13 protein-coding genes and 1 pseudogene are annotated in these 20,869 nt (G+C 57.2%); 6 read left to right on the top strand and 8 right to left on the bottom strand.

Annotated elements, in window-relative coordinates; all coding sequences use genetic code 11:
* Positions 1-213: 213 nt before the first annotated feature.
* Positions 214-1,020, top strand: a pseudogene (locus AC1RKH_RS22175) (MCP four helix bundle domain-containing protein); the annotation flags it as partial.
* Positions 1,015-1,878: a methyl-accepting chemotaxis protein gene (locus AC1RKH_RS22170; protein WP_404942524.1), complete on the top strand. Its 864-nt coding sequence runs from the start codon at positions 1,015-1,017 to the stop codon at positions 1,876-1,878. The pseudogene AC1RKH_RS22175 and the gene AC1RKH_RS22170, both read left to right, overlap by 6 nt.
* Before the next feature lie 63 nt (positions 1,879-1,941).
* Here the strand turns inward: AC1RKH_RS22170 and AC1RKH_RS22165 are convergent, their stop codons facing one another.
* Positions 1,942-2,709 (bottom strand): hypothetical protein, encoded by a 768-nt coding sequence (locus tag AC1RKH_RS22165; protein WP_493064537.1) that lies wholly within the window; start codon positions 2,707-2,709, stop codon positions 1,942-1,944.
* A gap of 232 nt (positions 2,710-2,941) precedes the next feature.
* Between AC1RKH_RS22165 and AC1RKH_RS22160 the strand changes: the two genes are divergently transcribed.
* Positions 2,942-4,129, top strand: a complete 1,188-nt coding sequence (locus tag AC1RKH_RS22160) for a pyridoxal phosphate-dependent aminotransferase (RefSeq protein WP_493064536.1) — start codon at positions 2,942-2,944, stop codon at positions 4,127-4,129.
* Positions 4,130-4,264: 135 nt separating this feature from the next.
* On the opposite strand, the gene AC1RKH_RS22155 is transcribed toward AC1RKH_RS22160, so the two are convergent.
* The 5 genes from AC1RKH_RS22155 to AC1RKH_RS22135 form a co-directional block, all read right to left on the bottom strand.
* Positions 4,265-5,242, bottom strand: a complete 978-nt coding sequence (locus AC1RKH_RS22155; protein WP_493064535.1) for a 2-hydroxyacid dehydrogenase — start codon at positions 5,240-5,242, stop codon at positions 4,265-4,267.
* A gap of 21 nt (positions 5,243-5,263) precedes the next feature.
* Positions 5,264-6,562: an MFS transporter gene (locus tag AC1RKH_RS22150; protein WP_493064534.1), complete on the bottom strand. Its 1,299-nt coding sequence runs from the start codon at positions 6,560-6,562 to the stop codon at positions 5,264-5,266.
* A 78-nt stretch (positions 6,563-6,640) separates the two neighbouring features.
* The gene (locus tag AC1RKH_RS22145) at positions 6,641-7,666 is read right to left on the bottom strand and encodes a sugar kinase (protein WP_493064533.1); all 1,026 of its coding nucleotides are present in this window, start codon (positions 7,664-7,666) and stop codon (positions 6,641-6,643) included.
* The gene (locus AC1RKH_RS22140) at positions 7,659-8,441 is read right to left on the bottom strand and encodes a sugar phosphate isomerase/epimerase family protein (protein WP_493064532.1); all 783 of its coding nucleotides are present in this window, start codon (positions 8,439-8,441) and stop codon (positions 7,659-7,661) included. The genes AC1RKH_RS22145 and AC1RKH_RS22140 overlap by 8 nt, the downstream gene beginning before the upstream one ends.
* 171 nt (positions 8,442-8,612) lie before the next feature.
* Entirely contained in the window at positions 8,613-9,638 is a 1,026-nt protein-coding gene (locus AC1RKH_RS22135; protein ID WP_493064531.1) for a LacI family DNA-binding transcriptional regulator, read from the bottom strand.
* 285 nt (positions 9,639-9,923) lie between these two features.
* Between AC1RKH_RS22135 and AC1RKH_RS22130 the strand changes: the two genes are divergently transcribed.
* The 3 genes from AC1RKH_RS22130 (at position 9,924) to AC1RKH_RS22120 (ending at position 16,790) form a co-directional block, all read left to right on the top strand.
* Positions 9,924-11,984, top strand: a complete 2,061-nt coding sequence (locus AC1RKH_RS22130; RefSeq protein WP_493064530.1) for a hypothetical protein — start codon at positions 9,924-9,926, stop codon at positions 11,982-11,984.
* A 215-nt stretch (positions 11,985-12,199) separates the two neighbouring features.
* The gene (locus tag AC1RKH_RS22125; RefSeq protein WP_493064529.1) at positions 12,200-14,527 is read left to right on the top strand and encodes an autotransporter outer membrane beta-barrel domain-containing protein; all 2,328 of its coding nucleotides are present in this window, start codon (positions 12,200-12,202) and stop codon (positions 14,525-14,527) included.
* Between the two features lie 262 nt (positions 14,528-14,789).
* A complete protein-coding gene (locus AC1RKH_RS22120) occupies positions 14,790-16,790 on the top strand; it encodes a hypothetical protein (protein ID WP_493064528.1) in 2,001 nt (666 codons plus the stop codon).
* A 139-nt stretch (positions 16,791-16,929) separates the two neighbouring features.
* Here the strand turns inward: AC1RKH_RS22120 and AC1RKH_RS22115 are convergent, their stop codons facing one another.
* Positions 16,930-17,571: a DUF1345 domain-containing protein gene (locus tag AC1RKH_RS22115; protein ID WP_493064527.1), complete on the bottom strand. Its 642-nt coding sequence runs from the start codon at positions 17,569-17,571 to the stop codon at positions 16,930-16,932.
* Between the two features lie 180 nt (positions 17,572-17,751).
* Positions 17,752-20,859, bottom strand: coding sequence for a multidrug efflux RND transporter permease subunit (locus AC1RKH_RS22110; protein ID WP_493064526.1), 3,108 nt, complete (start codon positions 20,857-20,859; stop codon positions 17,752-17,754).
* Positions 20,860-20,869 lie beyond the last annotated feature (10 nt).

Genomic DNA, 20,869 nt, shown 5'->3' with positions numbered 1-20,869 from the left:
CCTGATCAACCGCGTTCTATCCTTCTACAAGAGTCCTCTGAAACCCGACAAGTGTTTCACCCTTGAAACACTTGTCACACCAAGAAATATATTTTTCTCAAGCCTGCATAAAACCTAAAGCCCTGCCGATACAGGGTATAGGCGCACACCCCTCCAAACAAAGTCGCCTACCCGCACGCCGGGAGCGATCTCCTGCTTGCCAGCGTTCACTGCATGGATGCTCGAAGACATCACTACTCCGAGACTCATCCTATGTCCTTGCGAAACATGAATATCGCGCCTCGAGCTTTCCTGGGTTTTGCTTTCATTGCGTTGCTGGTGATCGTGCTCGGCGTATTTGCCGTGAACCGCATGTCGATCATCCGCCAGGCCTCCATCGACATGGAAAGCAATCAGTTACCCAGCGTAGCCTTCCTTGGGAATATCACGGAGAGCGTCCTGCGCTTGCGCATTCTGTCGTTCCGTGTGCTGGTAAACCGCGACGCAGCCGGGTTGCAAGACGCTGAAACCCGTGTCAGCGCACTCACTGAAAAGGCCAGGCAAGCGCAAAAGAGCTATGCAGCCCTGCCAGCCGGTCCGGAAGAGGCGGCGCTGTACAAAACCTTTGCCGCCACCCTGGACAGTTATCTGCAAGCGCAAAACCAGATGATGGAGCTGTCGCGGCAGAACAAAGTCGATGACATGCGCAACCTGATCAATACGCGTATCAAGGAAGGTACCGATTTGATGGGTGAGCAGTTGAACAAGCTGATCGCGATTAACCAGGCAGGCGCAACCGAAGCCGATGCGGTAGCCGGCGACCAGTACTCCTATGCCACCAATGGCATCATCGCGGTTTCGGTGATCGCCGCTCTGGTGACGGTGTTGCTGGCCTGGCTGCTGACCCGCAGCATCGTCACACCGCTGAACCGTGCTGTCGCCGCTGCGGAATCCATCGCTGGCGGTAATCTGACCAAACCCATCGAAGTCGATGGCAAGGACGAACCGGCACGTTTGCTCGGCGCCTTGTCGACCATGCAGGCCAACTTGCGCAAAACCATCGAGCAGATCGCCGGTTCCGCGAATCAGCTGGGTGCCGCCGCAGAAGAGCTCAGCGCCGTGACCGAAGAAGCATCGCGCGGTCTGCAACAGCAAAACAACGAAATCGAACAGGCCGCGACCGCCGTTAACGAAATGACCGCCGCCGTGGAAGAGGTTGCGCGCAACGCGGTGTCCACCTCCGAAGCGTCGAATCAATCGACCCAGGCCGCTCGTGAAGGTCGCGACCGTGTGGTGGAAACGGTCAACGCCATTCAGACGATGACCCATGACGTACAAAACACCTCGCTGATGATCGAAGGCCTGGCCACTCAGGGCCGTGATATCGGCAAGGTGCTGGACGTGATTCGGGCGATTGCCGAGCAAACCAACCTGCTGGCGCTCAACGCCGCCATCGAAGCAGCGCGTGCCGGTGAAGCCGGGCGCGGATTTGCGGTGGTGGCGGACGAGGTCCGCGCCCTGGCGCATCGCACCGCGCAATCGACCCAGGAAATCGAAAAAATGGTTGCCGGTATTCAAAACGGCACCGGCGAAGCGGTCGATTCCATGCAGCAAAGCAACCAGCGCACCCACACTACGCTGGAGCTGGCCCGTGCCGCGGGCGTGGCGTTGGAGCAGATCACTCAGTCGATCCACCAGATCAACGAGCGCAACCTGGTGATCGCCAGCGCCTCGGAAGAACAGGCGCAGGTGTCGCGCGAAGTGGACCGCAACCTGGTGAACATCCGCGATCTGGCCACTCAATCGGCCGCCGGTGCCAACCAGACCAGCGCCGCCAGCCATGAACTGTCGCGTCTGGCGGTAGATTTGAATGCCATGGTGGCGCGTTTCGTGATTTGAGCCTTAGGTCGCCCGTACTTCACCCAACAATAAGCAGGGAAGTACGGTAGGCCTGACAGGTAATCAAAGTTCGCTTTTAGGGCCAACGAAAATTCGAATGAACTTGAGCATGGAGTTCACACCTTCCAGACCAGCACGACTGCTGAGCCTGTAATAGCACATATGGGTGCCATCGCGTATGCCGCGAAAGAAATCACCCGGTACAACCATCACCGTGTCCCGTCCGCTCTGCTGGATGACCGTATGGGCAAAATGTGGCTCATTCACCCCACCAATACACAGGCCTACCCGGTCACCTGCTCTTTGTTCCTCAAATGTTGGAATGGTGAACGTCACCACGTCGTGGTGTTGCTTCAGGTAGGCCGGGGTAACGCCTTCTCCATTGCTCAACTCGGGATCAAAGATGGTTTCTTTCCCGGTCGTGCCTCCCAGTGGTGTACGTCTATCCACTGTAATCGGTGTGCTGATGGACTCATACAAGCAGCCGTCATGTCGCCGCACTTTGTAGGTGATCGAGCCCACGCCATCGATCTGCAAGTACGAGTGTGGAAGATAAAGCGTAAGGGGTGGCGATGGCGATGGCCGACCATCGACGACATATTCCCGCACCTTTTCACTCTGACCGCCTGGCTCGGCGTACCAGACTTCCAATAGATCCTGCTGTCCGGGCTGAGCATGGTCGGGCCAAAGGGGGTCAATTATCATTGGCAGGTCGCTATGGAGCGCGGGCGCTGGCAGCAGATTCTCTTCCGGATATTGGTAGTTCTTCAGCGCGGTGGGGAGGTGCAAGGAACCGGGCGCTGTCAGTGTGTCTTTATCAAGAGTATCCATTTCTGACTCTCCAAGAGTAGGAAAGACGGATAATTAAGGGATATCGCCGGTTTGGATACTGTCAGGTGTGACAGGTATACAGCCCAGTGCTTTCGTCGCAGTCTGAAAGGTTTAATCGTTACGACTGAAATAAATGACTTTCCGGGAGGCGGTTGAAGAATGTGGACCAGGGTGGCGCGTTTCGTGATTTGAGATAGGGTTCAATGTGGAGTTCGCGCGACAGGAGAAGTACATGCGCTATTCAGCCTTGACCCAACGAATCGCCGGCGACGGAGCCGATGCCTGGCAGATTCACTACCGAGCGCTGGAATTGCGCGAGCAGGGCGTCGATGTGTTGCTGCTGTCGGTCGGCGACCCGGACTTCGATACGCCGAAGCCGATCGTCCAGGCGGCCATCGACAGCTTGCTGGCCGGCGATACCCATTATTCGGAGGTGCGCGGCACGCGGTCGCTGCGCACCAGCATCGCCCGTCGTCACACCCGGCGCAGCGGTCAGCGGGTGGATGCCGACCATGTGCTGGTACTGCCGGGCGCGCAGTGTGCGGTGTACTCGGTGGTGCAATGCCTGCTCGACCCGGGTGACGAGGTGCTGGTCGCGGAGCCGATGTACGTGACGTATGAAGGCGTGTTCGGCGCCTGTGGGGCGAAGGTGGTGCCGATAGCGGTAAGGCCGGAGAACGGTTTTCGCGTCGACCCGGCGGACGTCGCCGCACGGATCACCCCGAAAACCCGCGCGATTCTGCTCAACAGTCCGAACAATCCTTCCGGGGCAAGTTTGTCGCTGCCGATCTGGCAGGCCCTGGCGCGTTTGTGCATCAAGCATGACCTGTGGCTGATCAGCGACGAGGTCTACAGCGAGCTGTTGTATGAAGGCGAGCACATCAGTCCGGCCAGCCTGCCGGGGATGGCCGAACGCACGGCGACCGTGAACAGTCTGTCGAAGTCCCATGCCATGAGCGGCTGGCGAATCGGTTGGGTGATCGGTCCGAAACTCTTGACTGAACACCTGGAGAATTTGTCGTTGTGCATGCTCTTTGGCCTTCCGGATTTTGTGCAGAACGCAGCGTGTGTGGCACTGGAGGCAGATTTGCCGGAGCTTGCGCTGATGCGCGACGAGTACCGTGCGCGGCGTGATCTGGTGTGTGCGCGCTTGAGCGATTGCCCGGGCATTAATCCGGTCATTCCGGATGGCGGGATGTTTGTAATGGTCGATGTGCGCCAGACCGGTGTGGGGGCGCAGGCGTTCGCCGAAAAATTGCTGGAAGGCTATGCCGTGTCAGTGCTCGCCGGTGAAGCCTTCGGGCCCAGTGCGGCGGGGCATATCCGCATTGGTCTGGTGCTGGATCAACAGCGGCTGGCCGAAGCCTGCCGCCGGATCGTGCGCTGTGCAGCGCAGTTGCTGAAAGCCCACCGGGCCTGATCAGCCTGAAACTTTGTGCTGAATTTGATGGCCTCATCGCGAGCAGGCTCGCTCCCACACTGGATTGCATGTACACACAGATCCCCTGTGGGAGCGAGCCTGCTCGCGATAGCTATCTAACGAACGCCAAAACCATCAAGCTTTCCACACCTGGCCATTCACCAGATTCGCCGGGCGTTCACCAGCCAGCGCCGCCAGCAGGTTGTCGACGGCGCAGCGGGCCATGGCTTCGCGGGTTTCGTGGGTCGCGGAGCCGATGTGCGGGGTCGCCACCACATTGTTCAACTGCAACAACGGCGAATCATAAGCCAGCGGCTCGCGCTCGAAGACATCCAGCCCGGCCGCACGAATCTGCCCTTGGCGTAACGTTTCGATCAACGCCGCTTCATCGACCACCTTGCCTCGGGAGATATTGATAAAAATGCTCTCCGGGCGCATCAGCGCAAACTGTTCAGCGCCGATCAGCCCTTCGGTTTCGGCGGTCAACGGCAACGTCAGGCAGACAAAATCTGCCTGCTGTAGCAAGTCCGACAAGCTGCGGTACTGCGCGTTGAAGCGTTGCTCCACCGCAGGTTTTGCACTGTGGCTGTGATAGAGAATCGGCATGCCGAAACCGAAATGCCCACGTTGGGCCAGCGCCTCGCCGATGCGGCCCATGCCGATGATGCCCAGGGTCTTGCCGTGCACATCGCTGCCGAAATGCGCCGGGCCGATGTTGCGGCTCCATTGCCCGGCGCGCACCAGGTTGGCCAGTTCAACCACGCGCCGGGCAGTCGCCAGAATCAGCGCAAAACCGGTGTCGGCGGTGGTTTCGGTCAATACATCCGGAGTATTGCTGAGCAGGATCTGTCGACGGTTCAGGTAGTCGATGTCGTAGTTGTCGACGCCGACCGAGACACTGGCAATGGCCTTCAAGTGTGGCGCCAGGTCGAGCAGTTCGGCGTCCAGTTTCAGACTGGCGCCCAGAAGACCGTGGGCACCGGGCAGCGCTTCGCGTAACAGCTTCAGACCCTCGGCGTTGAGGTTGTCGATCAGCGTCACCTGCGCTTGTTCATGCAGGCGAGCCATAAGCGGCGCAGACAGTTTTTTGTACAGCACGACCTGCTTTTTCATCGGTTCAGTCTCTTGTTCAATTCAGGAATGTGCCGCGACGGGCCGGGCTGGCGCACGCGTGGGCTGGGCCCGGTCACTGGCACCGGGCTTGAGGAAAATCGTCAGGACCACCGAGAGCATCAAGGCAGCGCTCATCAGCAGGTAAGAGGCGCCAGGCGAGCCGGTGGAACTGTTCAAGTAGCCAACCAGATAAGAGCCACCGAACGAACCGAGGGCGCCCATGCTGTTGATCAACGCCATGGCACCGCCGGCAACGTTGGCTGGCAGGATCTCCGGAACGATGGCGAAGAACGGCCCGTAAGGGGCGTACATGCAGGCGCCGGCAATCACCAGCAGCGCATAGGACCACCAGAAGTGTTCGGCGCCGAGGGCATAGGAGGCGTAAAACGCGATCGAGGCGATCAACAGCGGCGGCCAGACAAAACGTTTGCGCCGCTGAATCCGGTCCGAGCCCCAGGACACCCCAAGCATTGCAATCACCGCCGCCAGATACGGCAGCGCCGACAGCCAGCCGGCTTCGATCATGTTCATCTGCGCGCCATGTTTGAGGATCGACGGCAGCCACAGCACAAAACCGTAAACGCCGATGCTCCAGCAAAAAAACTGTAGGGCCAGGATGATCACTTTGGGTGAGCGGAACGCTTCGGTGTAGTTTTTCACCGCTTTGATCCCGACCTGTTCGGCGGCCAGGGCGCTTTGCAGGTCTTGCTTCTCCTGGTTGCTCAGCCATTTGGCGTCGGCGGGACGATCATCGGCCAGACGCCACCAGATAAACGCCCAGAGCACCGCCGGCAACCCTTCGACGATGAACATCCAGCGCCAGCTGAAATGCTGCACCAGATACCCCGACACCACCGACATCCAAAGCATGGTCACCGGGTTGCCGAGGATCAGAAAGGTGTTGGCCCGCGAGCGTTCGGCGCGGGTGAACCAGTGGCACAGGTAAACCAGCATCGCCGGCATCACCGCAGCTTCAACCACCCCCAGCAGGAAGCGGATGGCGATCAGCATGTAGGCGTTGGAGACAATCCCGGTCAATGTGGCCAGACCACCCCAGAGGATCAGGCTGACGAAAATCAGCTTCTTGACGCTGTGCTTTTGCGCGTAGATCGCCCCCGGTACCTGGAAGAAAAAGTACCCGAGGAAGAACAGCGCGCCGAGCAGCGAGGACAGTCCCGGCGTGATCATCAAGTCGGCGGCCATTCCGGAGGCGGCGGCAAAACCGTAGTTGGCGCGGTCCAGGTACGCCAGGCTGTAGGTGATAAACACGATCGGCATGATGTACCACCAGCGGCGGGTGGCGAGGTTCAGCGTTTGCATGGTAGTGCTCCTGAGCTTGTTGTTTTTGTCGCAACAGGTAACGGTTCGGGTTCAGGTAGTGCGGTGACAGTCAGGGCCTCATCGCGAGCAAGCTCGCTCCCACATTTGATTGGCGTCGGGCATAGAATTTGTGTCTGAAACAGATCCAGTGTGGGAGCGAGCTTGCTCGCGATTGGCGGCCTCAAACTCGGCCCGGGTCGGCAAACCCTCCATATCCCCACGGCTCTGCACCGCGCGGCTGCCGATCCAGTTGGCCCGCCGCACGGCGTCGGGGACGCTGACGTTCTCCAGCAGGGCGCTGATCATCCCGACCGCAAAACCATCGCCGGCGCCCACCGTGTCCACCACCTTGGTCACCGGTACACCGGGTACAAACCCCTGATCCTGTTGGGTGCGGTAATAGGCACCGTCGGGGCCTAGCTTGATCGCCACCGCTTCAGCGCCCTGATCCAGATAAAACGCTGCAATGTCGGCCGGATCATCGAAGCCGGTGAGCAAGCGCCCCTCACTCAACCCCGGTAGCACCCAATGGGCCAGCGCCGCGAGCCGATTGATTTCGCGGATCATCTGCTGTTGGCTGGCCCACAGTGTTGGGCGCAGGTTGGGATCGAACGAGAGACTGCGACCGGCCTCGCGCATGCGCGTCATCAACTCGAAGGACATCTGGCGCGCAGACTCGGACAGCGCCGGCACAATGCCGGTGGCGTGCAAATGCCGGGCTTCGAGCAGCTCTGGAACGATCGACTGCACTGACAGAAGACTGGCTGCCGAACCCCGACGGAAGTATTCGACGCGAGGATCGCTGCCATCGTCGGCACGCGACTTGAGCTGAAAACCGGTCGGGTGCGCCGGGTCGGTCTCGACGAAGCGACAATCCAGGCCTTCCCGCTCCAGGGTCTCGACCACGAATCGGCCCAGCGAATCAGCGCCGATCCGGCTCAGCCAGGACACCTTGAACCCCAGTCGCGACAGGCCGATCGCGACATTGCTGTCGGCACCGGCGATGCGTTTGTGGAACTGCCCAACGTCGGCCAGATCACCACGCTGTTCGGCGACAAACATCGCCATGGTTTCGCCAAACGACAGGATATCGATCTCAGACATGAGCGCTCTCCAGCCGTGCCTGACCGAGGCGGGCGAGAGTGGCGACATGCTCGGCGGTCAACTGCACCAGGTCTGTGCCTTGCAACGGATATTCCGCCGCCCGCATCACCCCTTGGGGCATGTACTGCAACTGCTGTTCCCATTCCTGCAAATCACCGGGCGAGGGTGGTACGGCAATCCATTTGCCGTCGGCGCGGCGGCGAACCGCTTTGCAATGCACATAGCCGACATACCGGCCGAGCAGGCGCGCGGCGCTGGCGGCGGACTGGTCCTGCCATTGCCAGTTGCCGATATCGAAGGTCATCTGCACCGGCAGCGCATGCGCTTCAACCGCAGTGAAAAACCGCTGGAAAGGCTCGATGCGCCCGCCGTGCAGGGTCTGGTCGTTTTCCACCAGCAACTGTACCGGGCTTTGGGCCAGACACCGGGCCAGCGCTGGCAGATCATTCGTGTCGGTGAAGTAACCCAGCGAGACTTTCAGCCACCTGGCACCAAACGCCTGCGCTCGATTCAAGGTGTCTGCCAGTTCCGGATTGGGTTTCGACTGACCGGCCAGCCACAGTTCCAGTGGCGAGGAATACACACAGCCCAAGCCGCTGTGTTCGATCGCCGACGCCACGTCGGCAGCGACTTCATGGGTAAGCAGTTCTTCACGCAGTTCAATGCGATCAGCACCGGCAGCGGCCAGCAATGCGACAAAACTCAACTGCCCACGCTGGCGAACCAGATCGGCGCCGTAGCTGGAGAGACTGATGGAAACGGGTGATTTATTCATTGTTTTGCACCTCTGAAACCGGTTTCATTTTTGTTCAAAAAAATAGTCAAATCGTTGATTTTTGCGGTGATCTTGAGGGCCTCATCGCGAGCAAGCTCGCTCCCACATTGGATCTATGTTGTTTAGACAATCCCTGTGGGAGCGAGCTTGCTCGCGATGGCGTCAGAAGCATCACACCAACTTCCGCCGTGTCGACCCACGCTCAATCAACCGCGCCGCAAAATCCAGTTTTCGCGCCGGCCCGTCATCGCCCCGCAAGCGCTTGAGCAAACACTCGAACGCGCTCGCGCCAATCTCCGCCGTTGGCTGGGCGAGGGCGGTAATACCGCTGCCCACCAGCGGGTACCAGTCGAGGTCATCCAGGGCGATCAAGCCGATGTCTGCAAACAGCGTGCAGCCCAATTCGCGCAAGGCGCGGGTGCCGGCCAACGCGGCAATACCGTTGGCACAAAACAGTGCTTTCGGACCGGAGCCGGGTGTCGTCAGGAAGGATTTCAGGCGTGTGTTCAGGTCGCTGCCGATTTCGACCACCGCACCGCTCAGTAGAGCGCGCTGATCGATTTGAGCCTTGAAGCTGTTGACCCGCTCAATCCGCGAGCTAGTGCCGTCAAACGGTTCGCTGAGCAACACAATGTCGCGATAGCCGCGTTCTTCAAGGTGGGCAAGGGCCATCTCAACCGCTGCCGGGTTGTCCAGCCCGACCAGGTCGCTATCAAGCAAATCGACTTTGCGATCCACCAGCACCATCGGCAGTTCACGGTGCAACTCGCGCAGCTCATCAAGGTGATGACCGAGGGTGTTCACGATCAAGCCTTCGATGTTGTACGAGCGCAGCGCCGCCAGATGCTGACGCTCCTGCTCATCGTCACGGTCGGTGTTGCACACCACCAGGCTGTAGCCGTGCTGACGGCAAGCGGTTTCCACGCCATGCATCACGGCAATCGAATACGGGTTACGGATATCGGCTACCAGCATGCCGATCAGGCGGGTACGCCCACGCTTCAAACCGCGAGCCATCTGGTTCGGGCGATAGCCCAGTTCGCTGATCGCTTGCTCGATGCGCTTGGCAGTGGCATCCGACAGCAAGGCCCGGTCTTCACCAATAAAACGCGACACGCTGGCCTTGGAGACCCTGGCGTGTTCGGCGACATCAAGCATGGTGACGCGGCCGCGCTGGGCGGCGGAAAAAGTAGTCACGGTGTGAAGCCTTGTTGTTTGAGTTGTTGTGGCTGGCGCTGAAACCGGTTTCAGAAAACACCAGACGCAAGTGAACGTCAAGCTCATCGGCGAAGGAAGTTGTGGGAAAAGTCGCATTTAACCGACAGACGGTCGTTAGACCTGTCAGATCTGACAGTAGCCGGTATCGGGGATAGGGCGTTTAATTTCTTGCAGGGATAACAGGTCACTTCCTGTTATTGAAGAACGCTCCCCTGCAACGCCTGTTCGAACGTGCATCAATTCAACTGTGATGGAGAACGCGAAATGACTGCTAACGAAAAACTGACATCGACGCTGACCCGGCAAAAACTTGCTGAAGAAGTTCGTATCAAACACCGCTCTTTCAATTTACCCAATGCAGAAGAACCACATCCGGCTCCAGAGATAGTGGGGCTGATTGATGATGGACTGCTGCCTAAAGCGCTTCTGGATCAAGCAAACGTAGTAGTCGTAGTGAAGGCATTGAATCAATACCATGAAGGTGATACGGCTGTATTACGGTTGTTTGATCTAAGCAGGTCACCTCCAGCCCTTGTTTATGAAGGGGATCCACGAGACTTGCCAGCCACTGCAGAAGGATACCCTCAATCCTTTCCTCTGCCGAGTCTTGAGTTGAAGGACAGTGACAAAGTTCACGCTGCCACTCGCTATCAGGTGAAATTAATCGTCACCCAGGGAGATACCGGTAACGATATTCCCTCACATGCACTTGATATTGGCGTCGACCGTTACGCACCTTACCAAAGCAAGCAGGATGGCAGTTACCTTCGGCCTGATAGGGTTGAAGTTTTAAATGTTTCGGGCAGCATTGACGAGCAGTGGCTGGCAGACAATACGCACCTGAGGTTGGAAGTTGAAGCGGGTTACAAATTTTATTCGCCCAGTGATCGGATTCATATCTCCATCTCTACTACTGAGCCAGGGGCAGATGACCCGCTTCCGAATAGGGTTTTTTCTGGAGATCTAGTCGCCACTGGGTTTGTTGATATTCCGGTTAAAGACTTTGAAAGCGAAGTGAAAAATGATGGGCCAATTTATGTGAGCTACACGCTTGAGGATGTTGTAAAAAACGTCAGTAAAGTTTCATTTAATACCATCCTTAACGTGCTTCTACGTCCTAAGCCCGAATTCAAAAAGCCCAGAATCCCGATCGTGAATGAAGGGGGGACGCTTGATTTCAAAACACTTGAATCAAAGATCTATACCTATGTAGATCGCGGTAAGCACTGGCTCGGCTCAGACCATATTCTGCTCCAGATACGTAGCACTATTGCGGGTGTTGTTACTACTATTGACGTGGCAGAGCTCCCAGTGGGTACGGGTAACCTGCTTCGGTTCGAACTTCGTTATCTGGATCTTAAATCACTGCCTATCGATCGCGAGACAACGATTTCCACAGAGGTGCTTTATGAGCTGAAACGAGGGATCGAGACCCCGATTCCTTCGCCGTCAACAGCCTTTACTCTTGATCTCACTGAGGCCGGCCCGAATAACCCCGATCTACCGAGCTTGACCAATCCGAAGATGGTGAACGTTGGGGTTACAGGGGAATCTGGAACGTTGAATCATATTACGGGCGGGGACCGTGAAGGTCCGGTCACTATTCAGACACCGATGTCGGCCACCGTCGAGTGGAAACCTCAAGGTAGCGAGTATGCTGAGTTAATATACGACGGTGAAGTGGTTTTCTCGGAGGGGTTGCAAGGGGAGCAGGAAATCCTTACATTCGAGATATCTAAGGCTGTTATTGATCGGCATAGTACTGGTAAAAAGTATGCCTGGTGGACTATTCAGGGCGATCTGAGTTCCAACACCTGGCTCTCGGAAAAAACTGAAGTAACCGTTGATGCAGCGATTGTCAATTTTTTCGCTCCGTCGGCACCGACCTCCACGATCACTGACAATGGCAACAGAATAGAGGTTGTTAATTGCAAGAGCCTCACGGTTGTTGGTCCAGATCGTCAACTGGTAGTGACGGTGCCTATCGACACCAACTATATGCCGGAGAACTCCACTGTTGTAGTGCATTCAATCGGTACGTCTGATCGACTTGGTTTCCAACCTATCGCGGGTACCGAGTTCTCTGAGCCTCACAGAATCACTGTCGCTGAAGTGGCGGCGGGTGAGTTTAAGGTGAACATTAAACCCTATTTAACTAAAATCAAACCCATTCAGCCAACCCAGGAGTCTGGACTACTCAATGGCGCTATAAAAATTTGGTATGTGGTGCAGGTTAAGGGTGAGCCAACCAAGTCAGATGAATTTATGCGTGAAGTAAGGCTGTTGGCTGGTGGCCTGTATTGTGAAGAGATACAAACACTCTAATTAATAATGCTCGAGTCAGCAGGGAGAGGCGAACACCTCTCTCTGCTTTTTATGCTCTGACTCTGTAGAGCGAAAAGTCCGCTTGAACTGATGAAAAGTCCTACATACGCACTTCGTTTACGCACGTAGTCTCCCGCGCATTCCGGGAGGAGAGCTCCCTTGTCGAATTACTGGATCGTTCCTTCTGGGAGGGATCACTATCTGGACACCTCACTATGTCGTTAGCGCAACGGTTTAACCTCAGCCCGATTGTCGTCGGGCTCAATTTATCATCACTGGCCCTTATGTCGATGATCGCGCCCTATGCCAGTGCCCAGCGCCTGGACGGCACCAGCCTTACGATCAGCGCACCGGGGGTGACCCAGGACTGGCAACTGTACAACGGTGCAGTTTTAACGGTCGACGGTATGTCGACTTTTGGTATATCCGCAGTGCAACAGTCGACGCTCAATGTCAATTTGGGCACGACGCAACAGATTTCAGCCTCCCAGGGCTCGACGGTCAATCTGGTGAAGACGACCGTCAACGCTGCTGACAACCAGAACGGCATCGCGCTGGTCGGCAGCGTCGCGAATATTACTGACAGCACCATCAACAGTAACCGTTTGGGGATGCGCATCGCCCGTGACGGGACCACCACGAACGGTTCTACAGCGACGGTGACCGGTAGCACGATCACTGGCGTGACGGGCGGGGCGTGGGTCACCAGCCTTAGTACTCTGGCGCTTTCGAATTCCACGCTTGAAGGTACCGGCACCGCCAGTTACGGGCTTAAGCTGACCAATGGCAGTGTGACTGCCAGCAATGGCAGCCGCATCATCGGTGGCCAGAATGGCGTGAGCCTGATGGTTGATACCTCTGTTGCTCAACCGGGCACATTGATTCTGGACAACTCGAGCGTGATCGGTGGATCGGGTTCGGCGATTCTTGTCGATTACGCCGGCAAGGACAGTGCGGCGACGCAGATTGATGTTCTCAACGGTTCCACTCTCAAGGGCGGTAACGGCACCGTTCTTGAAGTGACGGGAGCCGCTTCGGTCAACTTGAATGTTGGTGGGAGCGCACTGAACGGCAATGTCCAGGTGGCCGGTAACAGCACCGCCAACCTGAACTTCAAGCAAGGCTCGCTGACTGGTGATGTGATCGCCGAGGCGGGCAGCACCGCTAATGTTCAGTTGCAGCAAGGTTCTCTGCTGAGCGGGCGCATGGAAAACGTCGCTGCGGTGGGCATCGATCATCAATCCGAATGGAACCTGACCGGCAACAGTCAAGTCGGCAACCTGGCCATGGACGGCGGCACCGTCCGGTTTGGTGCCGAGGATGCTTACTATCAACTGGACGTAACCAACCTGTCGGGCAACGGCCTGTTTATTATGGGCACCCACTTCACCACGGGCCAGACCGATGTGCTGAACGTCACCGGCATCGCTAGCGGCAACCATCAACTGTTGATCACCAGCAGCGGTGTCGATCCGGCCGGTGGCCAGCCGATCACCGTGGTGCACACAGAAGGCGGCGATGCCCGGTTCTCGCTGGCCAATGCCGATGGCGCGGTCGACTTGGGTACGTATTCCTATGGGCTGAGTCAGGATGCGGCCGGTAAAAACTGGTTCCTCGATCCGACCAAGCGTAGCGTCAGTCCTTCCACTCAAGTCGTCAGTGCGTTGTTTGGTGCGCCGCTTACCGTGTTGTTAGGCGAAGACGCCTTGTTGCGCACTCGTATGGGGGAAGTGCGCTTCAACACTGGCAAGTCGGGGGCCTGGAGCCGGGCCTTTGGCAGCAAGTACAACGTCGAAGGAGACTCAGGCAATAGCTTTCGGCAAACGCAACAGGGCTTCGCGCTGGGTGTAGATACACCTTTGGGCGACGGTCAATGGTTGCTGGGGGTGATGGCGGGCTACAGCAAGTCGGACCTCGCTTTGAGTCATGGCACCAGCGGTACCGTCGACAGCTATTACCTGGGCAGCTACCTGACCTGGCTGGATGACGTGAGCGGGTACTACGTCGATGGCACCGTCAAGCTCAACCGCTTCGAGAACAAGGCCGACATTGCGATGAGTGATGGTACGAAGTCCAAGGGTGATTATGGCAATACCGGTGTGAGCGGCTCTGTGGAGTTCGGTCGCAATATCAAACTCGACGATGGGTATTTCATCGAGCCTTTCACTCGGTGGTCGACCGCGTTCATTCAGGGCAAGGATTATGACCTGGACAACGGTATGCAGGCCAAGGGCGACCGGACCTGGTCATTCGTGGGCAAGGCTGGGATGACCGCAGGTCGTGACATGCCGATGGCCAACGGTGGCACGCTGCAGCCTTATGTCCGTGCCGCATTCGCCCATGAGTTTTCCAAAAGCAATGAGTACAAGGTCAACGACACTGCGTTCAACCATGACCTTTCCGGGTCGCGCTTTGAAGTGGCAACGGGGGTTGCCATGAAACTGACGGATCGCTGGAGTGCACACGCCGAGGTCGGGTATATGAACGGCAATAACATCGAGATGCCGATTGACGGGACGGTGGGTGTGCAATTCAAGTGGTAACGGGCGATTAACTTTTAGAGAGCCGCGTTTCGACAGAGGTGCGGCTTTTTTTATGGAGTTTTTTTTGTGCGGTCACAAACCCTGGTGAAGCCGCAAACCGACCGGCGGTCGTAAGACCTGTCAGATCTGACAGTAGCCGGTGTCGGGGATCAGGTGTTTAATTTCTTGCAGGGGCTAACGGGTCACTTCCTGTTATTGAAGAACGATTGCCAGTAAGTCCTGTTCGGACGTGCATCAATTCAATTGTGATGGAGAACATGAAATGACCGCTAAAGAAAAGGCAACACCGAATCTTCACCGCCCATTCCCAGATGCAGCGGAGCCGCACCCGGCTCCAGTGATTGATGGGCTGATCGAAAATGGACTGCTGCCTAAAGTACTTCTGGATCAGGCGGACGTAGTGGTTAAGTTGGTGGCGTTGAACGAATATCATGAGGGTGATACTGCGGTATTGCAGTTGATTGACCCGAGAAAGCCATTTCCATTCATTGTGTATGAAGGGCCTCAACAGAATTTGCCGGCGACCGCAGACGGGTACCCTCAATATGTTGCTCTGCCGAGTGCTGAACTGCTTGATAATGATGTGATTAATGCCTCAACTCACTATAGAGTGAGGTTGATAGTCACTGCTGGGAATACCGGTAACGATACTCCCACAAAAGAACTCGACATTAGGGTCGACCGCCATGCCCCTTACCAAAGTAAATATAACGGTGGCTACATTCGGCCCGTGAGGCCTGTCTTTCTAAATGTGCCACCTGACCAGGTCATCGATGAACGATGGTTGGAAGATAATTCACACTTGGAGCTTGAAGTAGACACTGGCTACTCTTTTTATCTGATGAGTGACTTTGTCAGAGTTTCTATTTCCGACACTGTGCCGGGCGCCGATTCTCCGCTCCCCAATGAAGTGTTTTCCGGGTATTTGAATGAAACTGGGCTGGTAAATATCCCGGTTGAAAGCTTTAAAGAATATCTGGGTGCAGACCGCACTCTTTATGCGGCTTACTCTATTGCCGATAGTGTAGGTAATGCCAGCAAGGTTTCGCTGCACACTTACCTGGATGTGAAACTTCGACCTGAGCCAGTGCTGGAGGCGCCCAAGTTGCCGGTTCTGGGTGACGATGGGCTGCTTGATCTGGAAAAGGTTCAGCCAACACCGAGATGCTATGTTCCTCGTCCAGAACACTCACTCCCAACGGACCGGGTCTTGTTGTACCTTGATAATATTGCAGTGGCAGAACAGGCAGTGGGTGAGGGGGCAGGCCCCTTGGTGTTCCCACTCAGTTACTTGGTCATCAGGCAATTGCCTATTGATCGTGACACACTGTATGAGGCACACCTGTCCTATCAATTCAAACGAGATGGAGAATTGCCGCTTCAGTCCCCCATGCTAACGTTTGATATTGACTTTATGGAGGCCGGCCCAAAAAGCCCGAACCTACCGGACTTGATAAACCCGCAGATGGTCAATGTCGAACTTCGAGGGGTTTCCGGGACACTGAATCATATAACGCGCGCGGACCGTGGAAGTCCGGTCAATATCCGGACGCCGATGAATAATCCTGGTGACCCCTGGGTGATTCTAGGTAGTGAGACTGCTCGGCTCTGGTATGGTGGGGAGCTGATCTACGAGTTGGCTTTGACCGGTATTGAGACGGAGCTTACATACGAAATACCTTCGTCTGTTATTGATCGGCTAGGTACTGGCAATCACAATGCCTTTTGGACTATTCAAGCGGATGGAAGCAAGAATGTGTTTCGCTCGGAAAGAACGGTGGTGACCGTTGATGCAGTAGCCGTATTTGCGTCTCCATCGGCACCCACTTATCCAATTATTGAAAATGGTGTCAGAAAGGAGATCATTAACTGCCGCAGTCTTACCGGTACAGGTACAGACCTTCAATTAACGGTGACCGTTCCTCTTGATGTCACCTATATGCCGAAGGGCTCCGTTGTTGTGGTGCACTCAGTCGGTACGTACGATCGTCTTGGCGTCGAACCCATCAATGGCACCGGGTTCTCAGAGTCTTATACGGTCACCGGTAGTGAAGTAGGGAATGGGTTTATGGTCAATATCAAGCCCTATGTGACCAAGATTAAACCCATTCAACCGCCCCAGGATTCTGGGCGATTAAATGGTGCTATAAAAATCTGGTACAGGGTGGAGATTAATGGCCAGCCCGTTCAGTCAGAGATGTTCGTGCGTGAAGTTAGGCTGTTAGCCGGTAGCCTGTATTGCGAAGGGACACCAACACTCTAATCAATGTTGGTCAATACAACAGAGAGAGGTTAACACCTCTCTCTGTTTTCCATGCTCTGACTTTGTAGGGGGGAAGTCTGCTTGGGCTGATGAAAACGCTGTCATTGGTCGCGCCCAATAGTGCGGCGCGCAGTTTTCATCAACTGAACAGTCCAGCGGCAATGTTGATCGAAAAACCCAGGATGGCCGTGTTGAACAGAAAACCGATCAGTGACTGGGCGAGCACGATTTTGCGCAAACTGCGTGTGGCGACCCCGACATCGGAGGTTTGTACTGCCACGCCGATGGTGAAGGAAAAGTACAGGAAGTCCCAGTAGTTGGGGGTCAGCAGACCTTCGGCAAAACGCAGTGCCGGGTCCTTGCCGTCCCAGGTGTAGAACAGCCGTGCGTAATGCACGCTGAAGATCACCCCGACCAACAACCACGAACCGATCACGGTCATCCCGGTGAAGCCGTAGTGCAATAGCCTCCGGCTGGTTTCCAGGTCCTTGCTGCCGGCCAGTTCCAGGGTGATGGTGGCGAGGCTGGCAATCGCCGCTATGCAGACGATGAGCAGCACCACCCCGGCGTTTTCATCCTCGACTTCGGCGATGCGTTTTACGTCATCGGCCCGTGAGCGCACGGTCAGCCAGAGCATCAGCACCAGATAGGTCCAGACGCCGGAATTCCAGCCGATCAGGATCTTGCTGATGAGTGAGTCGGCCGGAGCCAGGATGCTGACCGCCACCCCCAGCAGGGTGGCGGCGGTCAGGCGAGGGTGGGTGCGCAGGAGGTGTGGCATGGAGGCTCGATACGTCAGGGCTTTGTAACACCTTAGCCCAGCGAGGTCCGTTGTGACCACAAGGGTGAGATTGATGAGAACCAATGTGGGAGCGAGCTTGCTCGCGATGAGGCCGTAACATCCAACATCCATGTTGGCTTTTATGCCGCTATCGCGAGCAAGCTCGCTCCCACAGTTGATTTATGTTGTGCAGATGTTCTTATGTCGCTTGCGGACCAATCTCATCACCACTACAAAAAACACCGGCACAAACACCACCGCCATGGTCGCGGTGATCATCCCGCCAATCACACCCGTGCCGATCGCTTGCTGGCTCGCCGAACTGGCTCCGGTGGCAATCGCCAACGGCACCACGCCCAGGATGAATGCCAGCGAGGTCATGACAATTGGCCGCAGGCGCAAGCGCGCGGCTTGCACTGTGGCGTCGATCAGGTCATGGCCTTCGTCGTACAGGCTCTTGGCGAACTCGATGATCAGGATCGCGTTTTTCGCCGACAGACCAATGATGGTGATCAGTCCGACCTTGAAGAACACATCGTTGGGCATCCCGCGCAAGGTCACGGCCAGTACCGCGCCGAGCACACCCAGCGGCACCACCAACAGCACCGAGGTCGGAATCGACCAGCTCTCGTACAGCGCCGCGAGACACAGGAACACGATCAACAACGACAAACCGAGCAGAATCGGTGCCTGACTGCCAGACAGCCGCTCTTGCAACGACAACCCGGTCCATTCCTGACCCAGTCCCGCCGGCCCCTGGGCGACCAGGCGCTCGATTTCCGCCATCGCTTCACCGGTGCTGTGACCGGGCGCCGGCTCACCGGAAATGCTGATGGCCGGGTAACCGTTATAGCGCGTCAGCTGCGCCGGGCCCTGGGTCCATTTGGCCTGGACGAACGCCGACAACGGCACCATTTTTCCGGCGTTGTTGCGCACATGGATTTTCAGCAAATCGTCAACCTGACTGCGCTGATCACCTTCAGCCTGAACCACCACCCGCTGCATCCGCCCCTGGTTGGGGAAGTCGTTGATATAAGCCGAGCCCACGGCGGTGGACAGCACGTTGCCGATATCGGCAAACGAAACGCCCAAGGCATTCGCCTGTTTGCGGTCGACCTCCAGCTGCACTTGCGGTGCTTCAGCCAAGGCGCTTTCGCGCACATTCATCAGGATCGGGCTCTTCTCGGCGGCCGCCAACAACGCGCTGCGCGCTTGCATCAGCGTGGCATGGCCAAGGCCGCCACGGTCTTGCAGGCGGAACTCGAAACCGCTCGACGTACCGAGGCCGTCAACCGGAGGCGGCAGCACCGCGAAGGCCACGGCGTCCTTGATCTGGCTCAGCGCAATGTTGGCCCGATCGGCAATCGAGGCCGCCGAATCATCACGGCTACGTGCCGACCAATCCTTGAGCGTGGTGAACGCCAGGGCTGCGTTCTGGCCGCTGCCGGAGAAACTGAAACCGAGAATCACCGTGCTGTCGCCGACGCCCGGCTCCGTGGCGTTGTGCGCTTCAATCTGCTCGACCACCTGCACCGTGCGGTTCTTGCTCGCGCCCGGCGGCAGCTGAATGTCGGTGATGGTGTAACCCTGGTCTTCGACTGGCAGAAAGGACGAGGGCAGGCGACTGAAGCAAAACACCAGGCCGATCAACAGCACGCCATAGACCAGCAGAAAACGGCCACTGCGTTTCAGTGCGTACACCACCCAGCGCTGATAACCCTCGGTCATCTGCTCGAAGCGCCGGTTGAACCAGCCGAAGAAACCGCCCTTGGCATGATGTTCACCCTTGGCGATCGGTTTGAGCAGCGTGGCGCAAAGTGCCGGGGTGAGTGTCAGGGCGAGGAACGCCGAGAACAGGATCGAAGTGGCCATCGACAGCGAGAACTGCTGGTAAATCACCCCCACCGAGCCCTGCATGAACGCCATCGGAATAAACACCGCCACCAGCACCAGGGTGATGCCGATGATCGCCCCGGTGATCTGGCTCATGGCTTTGCGCGTGGCTTCTTTGGGCGACAGACCTTCGTTGACCATGATCCGCTCGACGTTCTCGACGACGACGATGGCGTCGTCCACCAGAATGCCGATCGCCAAGACCATGCCGAACATGGTCAACACGTTGATCGAGAAGCCCAGCGCCAACATGGTTGCAAAGGTGCCCATCAACGCCACTGGCACCACCAGGGTCGGGATCAGCGTGTAGCGGATGTTCTGCAGGAACAGGAACATCACCGCGAACACCAGCAGCATCGCTTCGCCGAGGGTGTAGATCACTTTGGTGATCGAGACTTTGACGAACGGCGAGGTGTCATACGGAATCTTGTACTCCACGCCGGCCGGGAAGTAGCGCGCCAGCTCGTCCATCTTCTCGCGCACCAGCGTTGCCGTGCTCAAGGCGTTGGCGCCGGGCGCCAGTTGCACGCTGACGGCGGTCGACGGCTTGCCATTGAGGCGGGTGGAGAACTGGTATTCCTGGCTGCCGATTTCGACCCGTGCCACGTCGCCTACACGCACCGTGGAACCGTCGGAATTGGCCCGTAGCACAATGTCGGCGAACTCTTCGGGGGTCGACAGCTGACCTTTCACCAGCACCGTCGCGGTGATTTCCTGAGTGGTGCGGGTCGGCAAGTCACCGATGCTGCCGGCCGAGACCTGGGCGTTCTGCGCAACAATCGCGGCATTGACGTCGGCCGGGGTCAGGTTGAAACCGATCAGTTTCTGCGGGTCGATCCAGATCCGCATGGCCCGCTCGGCACCATACAGCTGGGCCTTGCCAACGCCGTCCAGACGCTTGATTTCGTTCATCACGTTGCGCGCCAGGTAATCACTGAGCGCGACGTCATTGAGCTTGCCGTCGCTGGACGTGAGGGTGATCAACAGCAGGAAGCCGGACGAGACTTTTTCGACCTGCAAGCCTTGCTGAATCACCGCTTGCGGCAGGCGCGACTCGACCACTTTGAGGCGGTTTTGCACATCGACCTGAGCCATTTCCGGATCAGTGCCAGGCTGAAAGGTTGCGGTGATGGTGGCGGTGCCGAGGCTGCTCTGGGATTCGAAATACAGCAGATGGTCAGCGCCGTTGAGCTCGCCTTCGATCAGGCTGACCACGCTTTCATCGACGGTTTGCGCCGAGGCGCCGGGGTACACCGCATAGATCTCGACCTTTGGCGGCGCAACGTTGGGGTACTGCGCGACGGGCAGCTGCGGGATGGCCAGGCTGCCTGCCAACAGGATAAACAGCGCGACCACCCAGGCGAATACCGGGCGGTCGATAAAAAATTGCGGCATAAAGTCTGCG

The organism is Pseudomonas sp. GW822-FHT06B12, from assembly GCF_058799675.1.
Note: the sequence above shows the minus strand (reverse complement) of the source record. Positions and strands in the feature narration are given on the sequence as shown.